At 38.7% G+C, this 15,034-nt stretch carries 15 protein-coding genes; all 15 read left to right on the top strand.

The window, feature by feature from the left end; all coding sequences use genetic code 11:
- The first annotated feature begins 24 nt into the window (after positions 1-24).
- Complete coding sequence (locus tag Q8N37_01135; GenBank protein ID MDP3057111.1) at positions 25-267, top strand: hypothetical protein; 243 nt, start codon at positions 25-27, stop codon at positions 265-267.
- A gap of 17 nt (positions 268-284) precedes the next feature.
- On the top strand, positions 285-641 hold the full coding sequence (locus Q8N37_01130; protein ID MDP3057110.1) for a hypothetical protein: 357 nt from the start codon (positions 285-287) through the stop codon (positions 639-641).
- A gap of 94 nt (positions 642-735) precedes the next feature.
- Complete coding sequence (gene murG / locus Q8N37_01125) at positions 736-1,842, top strand: undecaprenyldiphospho-muramoylpentapeptide beta-N-acetylglucosaminyltransferase (GenBank protein MDP3057109.1); 1,107 nt, start codon at positions 736-738, stop codon at positions 1,840-1,842.
- Between the two features lie 156 nt (positions 1,843-1,998).
- Positions 1,999-3,549 (top strand): UDP-N-acetylmuramate--L-alanine ligase, encoded by a 1,551-nt coding sequence (murC, locus tag Q8N37_01120; protein MDP3057108.1) that lies wholly within the window; start codon positions 1,999-2,001, stop codon positions 3,547-3,549.
- 13 nt (positions 3,550-3,562) lie between these two features.
- Complete coding sequence (locus Q8N37_01115) at positions 3,563-5,308, top strand: ABC transporter ATP-binding protein (GenBank protein MDP3057107.1); 1,746 nt, start codon at positions 3,563-3,565, stop codon at positions 5,306-5,308.
- Between the two features lie 61 nt (positions 5,309-5,369).
- Complete coding sequence (gene murB, locus Q8N37_01110; protein ID MDP3057106.1) at positions 5,370-6,326, top strand: UDP-N-acetylmuramate dehydrogenase; 957 nt, start codon at positions 5,370-5,372, stop codon at positions 6,324-6,326.
- Positions 6,327-6,365: 39 nt separating this feature from the next.
- The gene (locus tag Q8N37_01105; protein MDP3057105.1) at positions 6,366-6,815 is read left to right on the top strand and encodes an HPF/RaiA family ribosome-associated protein; all 450 of its coding nucleotides are present in this window, start codon (positions 6,366-6,368) and stop codon (positions 6,813-6,815) included.
- Between the two features lie 55 nt (positions 6,816-6,870).
- On the top strand, positions 6,871-7,137 hold the full coding sequence (locus Q8N37_01100; protein ID MDP3057104.1) for a hypothetical protein: 267 nt from the start codon (positions 6,871-6,873) through the stop codon (positions 7,135-7,137).
- A 7-nt stretch (positions 7,138-7,144) separates the two neighbouring features.
- The gene (locus Q8N37_01095) at positions 7,145-7,414 is read left to right on the top strand and encodes a DUF5661 family protein (protein ID MDP3057103.1); all 270 of its coding nucleotides are present in this window, start codon (positions 7,145-7,147) and stop codon (positions 7,412-7,414) included.
- A 7-nt stretch (positions 7,415-7,421) separates the two neighbouring features.
- The gene (gene mnmA, locus Q8N37_01090; protein MDP3057102.1) at positions 7,422-8,561 is read left to right on the top strand and encodes a tRNA 2-thiouridine(34) synthase MnmA; all 1,140 of its coding nucleotides are present in this window, start codon (positions 7,422-7,424) and stop codon (positions 8,559-8,561) included.
- Between the two features lie 92 nt (positions 8,562-8,653).
- On the top strand, positions 8,654-10,663 hold the full coding sequence (locus Q8N37_01085) for a hypothetical protein (protein MDP3057101.1): 2,010 nt from the start codon (positions 8,654-8,656) through the stop codon (positions 10,661-10,663).
- Between the two features lie 67 nt (positions 10,664-10,730).
- A complete protein-coding gene (locus Q8N37_01080) occupies positions 10,731-11,003 on the top strand; it encodes a hypothetical protein (protein MDP3057100.1) in 273 nt (90 codons plus the stop codon).
- A complete protein-coding gene (locus tag Q8N37_01075; protein ID MDP3057099.1) occupies positions 11,000-12,901 on the top strand; it encodes an alanine--tRNA ligase in 1,902 nt (633 codons plus the stop codon). The genes Q8N37_01080 and Q8N37_01075 overlap by 4 nt, the downstream gene beginning before the upstream one ends.
- Positions 12,902-12,926: 25 nt before the next feature.
- Complete coding sequence (locus Q8N37_01070; protein MDP3057098.1) at positions 12,927-14,585, top strand: hypothetical protein; 1,659 nt, start codon at positions 12,927-12,929, stop codon at positions 14,583-14,585.
- Positions 14,586-14,816: 231 nt separating this feature from the next.
- On the top strand, positions 14,817-15,029 hold the full coding sequence (infA, locus tag Q8N37_01065; protein MDP3057097.1) for a translation initiation factor IF-1: 213 nt from the start codon (positions 14,817-14,819) through the stop codon (positions 15,027-15,029).
- The last annotated feature ends 5 nt before the right edge of the window (positions 15,030-15,034 follow it).

Raw genomic sequence — 15,034 nt, 5'->3', positions numbered from 1 at the left:
TTATTTAACCGTTATTAGCGCCGTATGCAAGATTTTCTTTTATTATTTATTGCGGTTTTGTTGCTTATATTAGCCGTTGAACTAAGCATGGTTTTATATTACGCGATAATTTTTTTGCAGGACGCGGTTATTATTATAAAACGAGTGAAATCTCTCGAAGGCAGTTTGGAAGAAAAACTGACAGTGCTCGAGAATGACCTGACTCTTACAAGCGGAAAAATAATAAAAGGAATTGTTAAAGGTGTCGGCAAGTTTTTAAAAAAATAATTAATTAAATTAAAAATATGGTAAAGACGCAAAATAGCGACAACACAAAGAAAATTTTAGTCGGAGCCGGATTAGTAGCCGGTGCAGCCCTAGCAGCTTATCTTTTAACTTCGCCTAAAGACAGGAAAAAAGCCGCAAAAAAAATTAAAAGCTGGATGGCGGAAATGCAAAAAGAAACCGCTGAAAAAGTCCAGAAAGTCCAGGATTTGACGGAGGAAAAGTACAATCAAATTATTGATGAAGTTAAGCCAAAATATGAAGCCGCAAAAGATATTAGCGCGGCCGAACTATCAACGTTTGCGGAAGAAATGAAATCACATTGGAAAAATATTTCTCGTGCGGCTAAAAAAATTAAAACGAGCAAGAAGAAATAGAATAACTAATAAATTCCCAAAAAAAGCAGAGAGTTTTAGAGATAAGCTTTCTGCTTGTTCGTAGTTAAAGAAGCATGTTAACTATCTTATTACCATGAGAGTATTATTTACCGGCGGCGGAACAGGAGGGCATATTATGCCTATTATCGCAGTAGCCGCAAAAGTAAAAGAAATATTAAGTACGCTTCACGAAATACCAAATTTTCTGTTTATAGGCAGTGATAGTCCGTTTAATGAAGTTATCGCTATTTCCGGTATCCCGATTAAGACCATTAAGGCGTATAAACTGCGCAGATATTGGTCAATTGATAATATTATTGATTTGATAAACTTGCCGATTGGCGCAATTCAGGCTTTTTTCCAAGTCTATTCGTTTATGCCCGATGTGGTATTTTCAAAAGGCGGATATGCGTCTTTTCCAGTCGTGCTAGCGGCCTGGTTTTTCCGCATCCCGATAATTATTCATGAATCTGATTCGGTGGCGGGATTGGCAAATACCATTGAAGGAAAATTGGCCAACAGGATCGCGGTTTCTTTTGCCGAGGCGGGAAATTATTTTAGCAGGAAGAAAATAATTCTTACGGGCAATCCGGTTCGCCAGGAGATTTTTCAGGGCGATAAAGAGCGGGCAATAGAAGAATTTGGCTTGAAAAGAGATTTACCCACGCTTTTGATATTAGGGGGAAGCCAAGGAGCGCAAAAAATTAATAATATAGTGCTGGAGGCGCTAGTTAAGATCGTTACGAAGGCTCAGGTCATACATGTATGCGGGATTGATAATTATGAAGATGTAAAAAAAACAATTTCCGATTTTGGCCTGACAAACATTGAAGATTATCATCCTTATCCTTTTTTATTAGACAATCTTAAGGATGCTTATGCCATAAGCGACCTGGTCGTCAGCAGGGCCGGAGCAAATAATATTTCGGAAATAATCAATTTGAATAAGCCGGTGGTTTTAGTTCCTCTTCCGAATTCTGCCGGCGCCCATCAATTAAAAAACGCTTATTATTACAGCAGCAAAGGCGCGGCGTTGTTGCTGGATGAAACTAACCTGACGCCCAATATGCTTTATGACGCTATTTTTGGAATATTGGACAATAAATCAAAGCAAGTTCAGATGATTCGCGCCGCCAGGCAATTAATGTCGCTCGATGCGGCGCAATTGATCGCTGAGGAGATTATAAGACTGGGAAAATAGATTTTTAATAAAAAGAGCGCTGTAAGCCGGCTCTTTTTATTTTGATTTTAAACTTGTTTTGGGGTATAATTTAATAAGCAATGATAAAAATATTTAACCCGCTAGAAATATGCAAATTATTTTTAATGCGGTTTGGCAATAAACGATAGCATAAATATGGGAATTTTTAACGGGTTGAAAAAAATAGATTTTGATAAAATAAAAAAAATTCATTTTATTGGAATTGGCGGAATTGGCATTTCTGCGATATCCAAGCTTATGCTTGCGCAAGGCAAGAAGGTTAGCGGTTCAGATCTGGGTGAATCCGATATTACGGCAAAGCTAGAAAAAATGGGAGCAAAAATTTTTATCGGCCAAAAAAAAGAAAATGTGCCGAAGGACGCGGATCTGGCTATTTATACGCCTGCGATAGCTTACGATAATGTTGAAATGATAGCCTCTAAAGAAAACAGGATACCTCTTATGAGCTATCCGGAAGCTTTGGGGTTTTTATTGAATGATAAATTTGGTGTTGCTGTTTGCGGAACGCATGGCAAGTCAACTGTGACTTCAATGGTTGGCCTTGTTTTGGCAGGCGGCGGATTGGATCCGAGTGTCGTGGTAGGGAGTAAAGTGCCGGAATTTGATGGAAATTTGAGAATTGGCAACTCGATAAACAGTGAACATTATTTTATTGCGGAAGCTTGCGAATACAAGCGTGATTTTTTGGAATATTATCCGAAAATTATCGTTTTGAATAATATCGAGCTTGACCATACGGATTACTATAAAGATATTGCAGACTTCAGAAGCGCCTTTGAGGAATTTATTGGACATTTGCCGGATAATGGAGTTTTGATTTTGAATGGAGACGACAAGCAAGTTGAAAGTTTAAAGTTAAAAGTTAAAAGTCCGAATGCAAAGCTGAAAATTATACAATTTGGTCTCGGCGAGAATAATGATGTAAGGGGGTATGATTTTAAAACCGAGAACGGGAAAACAAAATTCAAAGTAAATTATAGAGATAAAGATTTGGGCGAGTTTGTGATTAAACTTCCCGGGAAATTCAATGTTTATAACGCGTTAGCCGCAATAGCAACAGGCTTGCATTTGAAAATTGATGCGGAAAAAATAAAAAAATCCTTAGCTGATTTTGGCGGAATTTGGCGGAGATTTGAGATAAAAGGCGAATATCGCGGCGCAACGGTAATTTCCGATTACGCGCATCATCCGACAGCGGTGAGGTCGACGATTGAAGCGGCACGGGAATTTTATCCCGAACGAAGAATTGTCGCGGTTTTTCAGCCGCACCAGCATAATCGGACGAAAATGCTCTACGATGATTTTTTGAAGAGTTTTGACAGCGCGAATGTTTTGGTTTTGGCGAAAATTTTCGATGTTGCAGGAAGAGAAGAAAAAAAAGATCAAAATGTGAGCTCGCAAAGACTGGCGGAAGATATAAAAGCTGTCATTGCGAGGAGCGAAGCGACGAAGCAATCTCTGGCTAATGCCAGATTATCAAACAAGTTGAGAGATTGCCACGCCCCGACAAGCGGGGCTCGCAATGACAATAATAATGTTTTTTTGCAATCCGATTCTATTTTTTATGCCAAAAATTTGGATGAAGTTCGAAAATTGATCGATGAAAAAATCAAACCCGGTGATGTTTTATTGATCATGGGCGCGGGAGATATTTATAAGGTGGCGGATGAATTGGTTAAAAAATAAAAAATATTTTTTTATGGAGTTCGCTGATGATTTGAAAATCGTTTGGAGGTTTTTAGCGAAATATAAGCGCGAGGTTTATATCATTTTTTGCGTGGCATTTTTTGCTTCCGCCATCGAAGCCGCTGTTCCTTATATTTATGGAAAAATCATTGATTTGATCATCAACGGTGAAGGGATATCGGTTTTTGCCCTGATTTTGTTTATTTGGCTGGTTTTAAGCTTTATTAAAGACTGGGCTCATCGGTATGTGGTGCGCGAAGGGGGAAAAATCAGCGTAAAATGCGCGGTTGATCTGATCGCCGACCTGAACAGTTATGTGATGCGTTTGAGGTTAAGTTTTCATAAAACTCAAAAGACGGGAAAACTCGCTTCAAAATACATAAGAGCATCCGATTTTTTGGAGTCAATCATTACGGATATAGTTTTTGTTTTTGGCTCCGATCTTTTGACAGTCGTTTTGGTGTATTTGGTGATATTAAATATAGAATGGAGGATCGCTTTATTTTTGGGACTGGCCATTGTTTTTTACCTTTGGATCACTTTGAGCAGAATCAATAGCATTAGCGGCGCGCTGCTTAAGATGATCAGCTCTTATGAAGAAGGGGATGCGATTATGCATGATTCCATCGCCAATATTCAAGTTGTAAAAACGAATGTGAATGAAAAATACGAAACCGAAAAAGCGAAAAAATCTTTAAATACCAGCTACGCGAGGTATAAAGATTTTATTAACGCGTGGAGCGCGCTTGATTCTTATCAGCAGGTCATTATTAGCATTACCACTATTTTATTATTCGGGGTTTTGATTTTATTAAAAGACCGCAGCTTGATTTCAATCGGTGAGATAGTTACGGTTATCGGGTACAGCAGCTTGATTTTTAATCCTTTGCGGCGAATTTCACAAAATCTTGAACGGTTCAAGCGCTCGGTAGGCGTCGTTAAAAAAGCTTTAAAATTATTTAATGAGCCCCTGGAACCATATGAAAAATCAGGAGCGATAGTTTTGAATAAGATCAAAGGCCAAATAGAATTTAAAGACGTGGATTTTAATTATAATAAAGGAAATCCGGTGCTGGAAGATATAAATTTTAAAGCCAGGCCGGGTCAAGTGATCGCTTTGGTCGGTGAAAGCGGGGTCGGGAAATCGACATTGGTGGATCTGATCTCGCGCTACAATATTCCTGCCAGCGGGAAAATAATGCTTGACGGAACAGATGTTCAAGATCTGGATTTAAAAAGTTTGCGGAGCCAGATCGCCATTGTGCCGCAGGAGATCAGCTTGTTCAACGATACGCTGAAAAATAATATTATTTACGGAAAACTTGATGCGACGGACGCGGAAATATGGCGGGCGGCCGAAGCGGCGCACGCGGATGAGTTCATAAATAATTTTCCCGATAAGCTCGCGCAGCAAGTCGGAGAAAGAGGGGTAAAATTATCCACCGGACAAAAGCAAAGAGTGGCGATCGCCCGCGCGATCTTGAAAAATCCGAAGATATTGATCTTAGACGAGGCGACTTCGGCGCTGGATTCCAAAAGCGAGCTACTGGTGCAAAGAGCGCTTAAAAAATTGATCAAAGGCAGGACCACTTTTGTTATCGCGCACCGCTTGAGTACGATTCAGCACGCGGATAAGATATTAGTGCTGGACAAAGGAAGGATCGTCGAATCAGGCAAACATAGCGCCCTGATCAAAAAGCGGGGTTTGTATTATAGATTATTCAGTTTGCAGAGCTTGGGAGAAGTTGAGGGAGAATAATACTGTTTTATTGAAACTTTATTACAATTGTGAGATAATTTTAAAAGTAAAGAAACAGACCATGACTGTTATTAAAAATTTATTAAAAAATGTTCAAGAAAATATTCCACTGGCGCCATATACCACTTTTAAGATCGGCGGACCGGCAAAATATTTTTATGCGGCAAAAACCGCCTTGGAAATCAAACAAGCGATGCAATTTGCCAAAGGATTAAAACTACCTTATTATGTAATAGGAAGTGGAAGCAATATTTTGGTCTCAGATAAAGGGTTTGACGGATTGGTGATCAAACTGCAAAATACCGATCATAAGATACAAGCTGAAGAAGTTATTTGCGAGAGCGGAGTTCCTTTGGGAAAAATAGTGAATGAAACCGTTAAAAATGAATTAATCGGGCTGGAGTGTTTGATAGGGATTCCGGGAACAATTGGCGGAGCGATCTATGGTAATGCCGGGGCGTTTAATCATTCGATTGGTGAATTTGTGAAAAGCGTAAAAGTCCTTAATTCTGATAATTTGAAGGAAGAGGTTTTGGCCGGAGAGGAATGCAAGTTTGATTATCGCAGCAGTGCGTTCAAAGAAAAAAAATATATTATTTTAAGCGCGGTTTTAAAACTGAAAAAAGGCGATAAACTGGAGAGTGAAAAAATAATAAAAGAATATGTTGCGAAACGGCAAGGAAGGCATCCTGCCGGTCCAAGCGCCGGTAGCGTGTTTAAAAATCCGCTAATAAAGGAAAATCAAAGAGTTTTCGAGAAATTAACTGAACGATATCCTGAATTGGAAGAATTTAAAGCAATAGAAAAAATACCGGCAGGGTGGTTGATTGAAGAATATGGCTTGCTGGGCAAAAAAATCGGCGGAGCAATGGTTTCCAAGGAGCATGGGAATTTTATTATTAATACTGGCGGGGCTAAAGCCGAAGACGTAATAATGCTGATAAGCTTGATTAAACAGAAAATTCGTGTTAATTTTGGCATACAGCTTGAGGAGGAAATACAATATGTGGGGTTCTAAAATTTTACACTTTTAATCTTTAATTTTTAACCTGAAAATATGCGCATTACCATCAGAGGCAAGAATTTAGAATTAACCGAGACAATAAAAGATTACATTAATAACAAAATCGGCGGATTGGAAAAATTCTCCATTTTGGGCGGTTCTACCGGGGAAAAAGAAGAAAGCAGCAGCCATTCGGTATCAATTGCTGATGTGGAAGTCGGTGTTTTGACGCATCATCACAAAAGCGGGAAGATTTTTATCGCTATGGCAACTTTAACTTTTCCCAAGCATCTTATCAGAGCGGAAGCGCAGGCGGAAGATTTATATCAAGCGATCGATGAGGTGCGCGATAAGCTTGAAATGAACATAGAAAGCCAGAAAAAAGGTTTTATTTCGAGAAAGCATCGGGCAGCGCTGATTTGGAAAAAAATAAAAGGACTTTCGCCGTTGGCGTGGCTTAAAAATGAATTTAGGAAAGGGAAAAGAGGGAAAGAGAAGTTTTAAATAAAACCCGGAAGTAGTATTACGTTAATCTTAGTGATTTAAATTTTATTGGTTTATGATGCAAAATAATTTTAAGAGCAAACTGTATCGGTCGATAATGTCTTTTTTTTCGGTGGCGGAAAATCGGCGGGGTGAATGCGCTAATTGCGGCGCGTGTTGCCAGTTGCCGGTGAAATGTCTTTTTTTGCGTTTTGACGGGAAAGGAAAAAGTTATTGCGCGATCTGGAAATATCGGTTTTTACAGTGCCGAAAATATCCGCGCACCAAGCAAGAATGGATCACGCCCGAAAAATGCGGCTATAGTTTTGAAAAAAATAAATAATTATAATATGCCAGATAACAAACATTTTACAACCGAGGAAGCAAAAACCATTGGTGAAAGCTTTGGTATTAAATGGGATAAATATAATGTTGAGCAGTTTCGAATGGGACTCGACGTCGAGCTTGAGCATGGATTAGTGGATCCAAAAACAAATGTTACGGACGACGACCCGATCATAACTGGCAAGATCGCTCTCGCTCATCTTAATGAGTTTTCTGATTATTATACGCGCTTGGAAAAGCTTGAGAAAGAAGCGGACGAATATTGGAAGAAGTAATAAAAAAATGAATTTAACTAAGAAAAAAATTAAAATTGCCGTCGCGATGAGCGGCGGCGTGGATAGTTCCGTGGCTGCCGCCCTGCTCGCAAAGCAGGGTTATGACGTTATGGGAGTATTTATGCATTTTTGGTTTGAAACGCCGAAAGACGGGCAAAAACTGGATGAATTTGTAAATCGCTGCTGTTCGCTGGAAGCGGAAAAAATGGCGCGCGGGGTATGCGAAAAAATCGGTATTCCGTTTTACACGCTGAATGTTGCCGAAGAATTTAAAAAAGCGGTGGTTGATCATTTTTTAAGCGAATTAAAAAAAGGCGCTACGCCCAATCCTTGCGTGGTTTGCAATAAGGAAATAAAATTCAAGCTTTTGCTGGAAAAAGCGGAAAGTTTTGGCGCGGATGCCGTGGCGACAGGGCACTATGCGCGCATAAAGCGGGAAATCCCAAATCCCAAATCCCAAATCCCAAACAAAAACCAAATTCCAGTTTATAAATTACTTAAGGCGAAGGACAGGAACAAAGACCAGAGTTATTTCTTGTATAATCTAACGCAAGCGCAATTGGCCAAGTATTTATTTCCCATTGGCGATCATTTAAAAACCGATGTTAGGAAAATGGCGAAGAAACTTGATCTTCCTGTGTGGAATCGGCCCGAGAGCCAGGAAATATGTTTTATATCGGACAACGATGTAAGAAGATTTATTAGCGAATATCTTGATTTGACTCCGGGAAAGATTATCGATACCGCCGGAAAAGTTCTCGGAACACATTCGGGTTTGCCGCTTTTTACTGTCGGCCAGCGGCATGGTTTGGGTATTGGCGGGGGAAAGCCGTATTATGCGGTAAAGATGGATTATAAAACGCACGAGCTTATCGTAACTTCTGATACCGAGGATAAATTGCTGTATCGGAAAGATTTGATAGCCGAAAGCGTCAACTGGATAAGCGGTAAAATGCCTTCGAGCTCGGCAAAATGCCAAGCGACAATTCGCTATAGGCATAAGCTGGAAGAGGCAATAGTGAAGCCGCTAGAAAAGGGGAAGTATGAAGTGAAGTTCGCTGTTCCTCAGCGTGCTATGACGTCCGGACAGTCGGTGGTTTTTTATAAAGGAGAAGAAGCGCTGGGTGGCGGAATAATTAGTTTGTAATTTGTAGTTTTTTTCAGCGTTGAATCGCCAAAATGCGCTTTAAAATCTAATGGGGGCATCGTTAATAAAATATTTTGAGTAATTTTTTGTTTATGTTTTTTATTTTTATCGCTTTAATTATAGTATTTATAACCGGTTATTCGATTGGTATTTTTTTTCTTGCGGATAAAGCAAAAAAAATTGAAATTTTACCAATGGCTTTTGTTGTTGGGCTGGTAGTGATGGGATATTTTATTTTATTCGCAAGCATTTTAACCGGTAATTTCGCCACCGCTGTATGGATCTTTATGGCGTTAGGCGGGATTTATAGCGTATATTTCGGATTTATAAATTTTAAAAAACTAAAAAGCGCGATAAGTTCCAAAGAATTAAATACGAGTTTTTTGATTGGAAAGCTAAAAGAAATTTCTTGGCCGGAAATAATTTTTTTTCTATTATTTCTATTATTTTTCTTTGATATATTTTCCAAAACAATAGTTTACCAGGATGGTGCTTATAAAGTTGCGTTTGCGGGATACGGAGATATACCGTTTCATATGGCCGAGGTTAGCTATTTTATCCATAACAATCCATTTGCGCTTGAGGAACCGATTTATTTAGGCAGTAAGCTTGTTTACGCTTTTTTAATTAATCTTTTGAGCGGCGTTTTTTATGTTTTAAGCGGCAATTATATTTTATCTTTTAATTTACCTTCGTACATTTTGTTTTTTACGGGCTTTTTCTTTATTTATAAATTTATTTCCGCGTTTATTAAAACTGTCGCGATGCGGATCTTGGCTTTTTTGATTATGTTTCTTGGTTCGGGAGCGGAATTTATAAAAATTTTTCAAGATAGCTTGCTTTGGGAAAAAAGCAGTATTGGAGGGATAATTAATTATATTTTGCATCTTCCGTATCCGATCGTGGTTTTTTATAATGCGGTTTTTCCGGCGCAAAATAATATTTGGTCAAGTTTTACGACCATGTTTCTTACGCACCAAAGATCATTCTTTTTTGGCTTTGCGGCAGGTGCGATGATTTTATATGTTTTGAGTGAGGCGCTTAAAAATGGACATAAAAAATATTTTTATTTCATTGGACTTTTGATCGGATTTCTGCCTTTAATTCACATGCATAGTTTTATCGCGATTTTGCTTATTGTTTTTGGTTTTTATGTTTGGAAAATTTTTATTCGCGAAAAATCTTTGGCGAAAAATTTATTTAATACGATTTTAACCGGCACAATAATTGGGTTTCTGATATCATATTTTTTTATTCTTGATTTTTCTTCTGGAGTGAATTTTTTAACTTTTCGACTAGGATGGATGAGTGAGTCGGGAGGAATCGGCTCTATACAGTATAATCCGGCAGGCGGTTCACCGGTAGGCGCCTGGATTTCTTATTTGTGGGAAAATTTCGGTTTGTTTTTTCCGCTTTTGATCGCCGCAATAATTTATTTTATTTACAAAAAAAATGATCTTTGGCGGAAAAAAGATTCTGTGTTCGGGCTGATCTTTAGCGGGTTTTTTATTTTTATTGTTGTAAATACAATAAAATTCCAGCCGTGGGATTATGATAACGGTAAGATCTTTGGTTATTTTTATTTGTTGGGAAGCGTAATCATTGTTTATTTTTTTGAGCAATGGAAATTTAAGTTTAACAAACTTATTGCAGTTATTTTGACATTTTTTATGATTTTTGTCGGCTTAATTGATACCTTTTCGCGATCTTCATTCGCCGGACCGCCGTTTTACGAGATTTTTGGCGCTAAAGAGCAAAAGGCGGCGGAATGGATTATAAATAATACTTTATCAAATGATATAATTTTAACCGGCACTTCTCATTTAAATCCGGTGAATTCTTTGGCCGGCAGGCCTGTCGTGATGGGGTATCCCGGCTGGCTTTGGTCGCACGGGATCAAATATCAGGCGCGGGAAAAAGATATTATGGAAATTTATCGCGGTTCAGCCGGCACGAAAGATTTGTTAAAAAAGTACTCCGTTAGTTATATTTTTATCGGCGCTGCCGAAAGATCTATGCCGAATTTTAACGAGCAATTTTTTACAGAAAATTATCCAGTGGTTTTTCAGGAAGGCGATATAAAAATTTATAAAGTAAACTAAACTTGTTAGTTTTTAAGAAAAAAGATATAATGGTAATAATCTACATAATTTTGCATAAAATATACTTATGAATGATGACATTATTGATGATAAAGACGAAGCTTTAAGCTCAAAGCTTAGGATGCAGATAGACTTGCAGCAAACCGATGAGGGTTTGCGCCGGGTAAGGAATGAAATTTTAAACTTGAACATTCAGATCAGGAAATTTCAGCAAGATTTTTCAAGGGCTAAAATGGCTCTTGAAGCGGCAGAGACGCGGTTGAAAGTTTTAAAAACAGAAGAATTCGATCTAAATCAAAATGCAATGCGGCAAAAAAGAGCATATATAGCAAAAAAATGATCACCTCAAAAGATTTAAGGAAAAAATATATAGAATTTTTCAAAAGCAAAGGGCACGTGGAAATACCTTCAGCTTCGCTTGTGCCGGAAAACGATCCGACTGTTTTATTCACCACCGCGGGAATGCATCCGCTGGTGCCTTATTTGCTGGGGGAAAATCATCCGGCAGGCAAGAGGCTCGTGAATGTGCAAAAATGCGTCAGGACGGGCGATATTGATGATGTGGGCGACAGCACGCACAATACTTTTTTTGAGATGCTGGGAAATTGGTCGCTGGGAGATTATTTTAAGGACGAATCAATTCGCTGGAGCTGGGAATTTTTGACTGATAAAAAATGGCTGGGGATCGATCCTAAAAGAATAAAAGTCACGGTTTTCGAAGGGGATAAAGACGCTCCAAGAGACGATGAATCGATCAAAATTTGGCAGGAATGTTTTGAAAAGTTCAAGATAAAGGCTGAAGTTTACGCGAAGGAAGACAAAAACGCCAAAACTGCGAGAATTTTTCCATTGCCCAAAGAAGATAATTGGTGGGGACCGGCAGGCATTACCGGGCCTTGCGGGCCGGATACGGAGATTTTTATTGATCTGGAAAAGCCGGTTAATCTTGAAAAATGTCCCAGTGGAGATGATTGCCGTCCCGGCTGCAAATGCGGCCGATATGTGGAAATTTGGAATAATGTTTTTATGCAGTACAACAAAACCGCGGAAGGAAAGTTCGTGCCGCTGGCGCAGAAAAATGTCGATACAGGAATGGGAATGGAGCGGACACTGGCGATTTTGAACGGATACAGCAATGTTTATGAGACTGATGTGTTTATTCCGCTTATTGGAAAAATTGGAGAGATTTCCGGTAAAAATTATCAAGATTATAAAAAAGAGTTCAGAATAATCGCTGACCATATTCGTGCTTCGGTATTTATGATCTCTGACGGAGTTGTGCCGTTAAACGTTGAAAGAGGGTATATTTTAAGAAGATTATTAAGAAGGGCGATTAGGCATGGCAAAACGCTGGAAATGCCAGCAAACTTTCTTACGCCATTGGCAGAAGCGGTAAACAATATTTACAAAGAAAATTATTCGGATTTAAAAAAGAGTAAAAACAAGATGCTGGATGAAATAAAAAACGAAGAAGAGAAATTTGAAAAAACTTTGGAAACGGGATTAAGAAAATTGAAAGAATATGTATCAAAAAAAGAAAAAAGTTGTACCTCGGGAATCGCCAAAATTCTCAAGGATAATAATACCGATTTTGTCAGCATGATTCCGGGGAAAGACGCTTTTGACCTATACCAGAGCTACGGTTTCCCCCCGGAATTAGTTAAAGAAGAATTGGCGCACTATCAGATGACGTATAATAAAGAAGAATTTGACGAAGAGTTTAAAAAGCATCAGAGTCTTTCCCGCACCGCTTCGGCTGGAAAATTCAAAGGCGGTTTGGCTGATCATAGCGAGCAAACTGCCAAATATCATACTGCGACGCATCTTTTACTCGCTGCTTTGAGAAAAGTTTTGGGCGAGAATATTTATCAGCGCGGAAGCAATATCACGGCCGAAAGAATGCGCTTTGATTTTTCGCATTCGGAAAAAATGACTAAGGAAGAAATTAAAAAAGTGGAAGATATTGTGAATGAGCAAATACAAAAAAATCTTCTTGTCGGCTTAGAAGAAATGAGCCTGGAAGACGCGAAACGGCTTGGCGCAATGGGTATTTTTGAAATCAAATACGGCGAGCGGGTAAAAGTTTATACGATCGGCGACGAGAGAACCGGCATATTCTCGCGCGAGATCTGCGGCGGTCCGCACGCGGCCAATACCGGAGTTTTGGGCAAATTCAAAATAAAAAAAGAAGAAGCCAGCTCCGCGGGAGTGCGGAGAATCAAGGCGATTTTGGAATAAATCATTTTTGTAGTATAATAGAGCTATGCAAACAATTTATTTAAGCAATGAGGATACTGTTGATATCATTGCCGGAAAAATTAAGTCGAGCCAGGAAAAAGAAATTAATTTATTGGTTTTATCAAGAACCGTTCCTGTTTTAAGCGTTGTAAACCTAAAGATGTTCAAGAAGATCGCCGAGAATCTCAATAAGAGCATATCGGTTTCCACTGTCGATGAAGCGGTAAAAATATTAGTTGAAAATTCCGGAATAAATCTAAAGGTAGCCGAGAAAAAGGACAGTGGCGATGAAACTAAAGCAAAATACGCCGTTAATGCCAATAGTTTTACGCATAAACCAAGACTGGTTGATTCAATTGTCTGGAGCAAGGGTCCGGTAGATTTATCTTATCAACGCGAACTTCCCCGGAAACAAGCGCCGGAAATCTTAGAGGAGCCGTTGCCTCCTAAGATGGAAAAAAGATTTGAAGAATTCGATGAAACTGAAAAACTCGAAGAAGAGGCGGTAAAATTTCAAGTTCCCCGGACAAGCAGAAACATTTTTATAGCATTTATTATAATGGTGATCATAGCGGTGGGGGTAGCGGGGTATGTTCTGTTGCCGACAGCAAAAATAGTAATTACTCCCAAAGCCAATCCGATCAACACAAGTTTTGATTTTATAATCGATAGAAACGTCAAAGAAGTGGATATCGAAAATAAGAAAATTCCCGCGACAGTAATATCCGCTAATATTGAAAAGGACGGACAATTCACAGCTACAGGCAAAAAGCAGATAACAAGCAATGCTACCGGTACAGTAACCATTTACAATGAATGGTCTTCGTTTCCCCAGAAATTGGTGGAAAACACCAGGCTTTCTACCACTGACGGCAAGATATTTAAAATAACAGACAGCGTAACAGTGCCGGGATTTATTAGAGATGAAGCGGGCAGCGATGTTCCGGGAAAGATCGATGTGCCGATAGTCGCTTCCGAATCCGGTCCCGATTACAATATTGAACCTGCTGATTTTACTATTCCGGGATTTAAAGGCACTGCGAAATATATTAAAATATACGCGAAGTCCGTAACGGCCACTTCCGGAGGCGCTTCGGGGTTTACAACGGTAATATCCGCGGATGATTTTAAAAAAGCAAAAGACTTCCTAGAAGAAGAGGCAAAAAAAGATATTGTTTCCCAATTGAATGATAAAAAACCATCCGATCTGACAATGATCGATCAGGCGATAAGCGTAAAAAGCGGAGAGCTGATTTCCCCGCTTAGCATTGATCAGCCAGCGAATAAATTTAAAGCAAGTTTGAAAATATCCGCGATCGCTTTCCTGTTTAATTTAAACGATGTTAAAGAAATTGCCAAGAGCATTTTGAAAGAAATAAACGAAGAAAAGAAAAATTTTGTCCTTATTGATAACGGATTAGAATATGGAGATGCCCTGATAATCGGTTCGGATACGATCAAATTATCCGCTCAATCGCATGCCAATGCGTTCAATTTGATCAACGAAAGCGAGATGCGCGCAAAAATAGTCGGAAAGAGCAAGGAAGAATTGGAGGAATATGTTAAAAATAACTATCCTGATATAAACAAGGTCAGTGTTAATTTGTGGCCGTTTTGGGTCAAAAAAATACCAAGCATAGAAAAGAACGTGAGTATAACCCTTGACATTCCGCACGGGGAATGATAATATATAAAAGTTGTAATCTTGAATAATTTTTTAGAAAGTTGACATTATATATTATATAATATATACTTGGAACAGTGGTATTAGATAGCTAATTTACTTGGAAACAATTAATATAATTAGCGCATTTATTTAATAAAGTACCAACGCTAAGCAATAGGCGTAGGATACTTTTATTTTATTTTATTTATATTGCGCTTTTTAAAGTATTTACATTGATCTTATTGAAATATGGAAAAAAAAGTTATTCAAACCGAGGGTACTATTTTAGAGGCTTTGCCCAGCGCAACTTTTAAAATAAAACTTGAAAACGGGGATGAGATTATTGGCTATTTATCAGGAAAAATGAGGATGCATTCGATAAGAATTTCAGCCGGTGACAAGGTTTTAGTGGAAATGAGTCCGTTTGATAAAACTAAAGGGCGGATCACAAGAAGATTTTAAATAAT

The sequence above is a fragment of the bacterium genome (assembly GCA_030693205.1).
GTDB lineage: Bacteria > Patescibacteriota > Minisyncoccia > JAHIHE01 > JAHIHE01 > JAHILZ01.
This window is presented reverse-complemented; position numbering and strand designations above follow the sequence as displayed.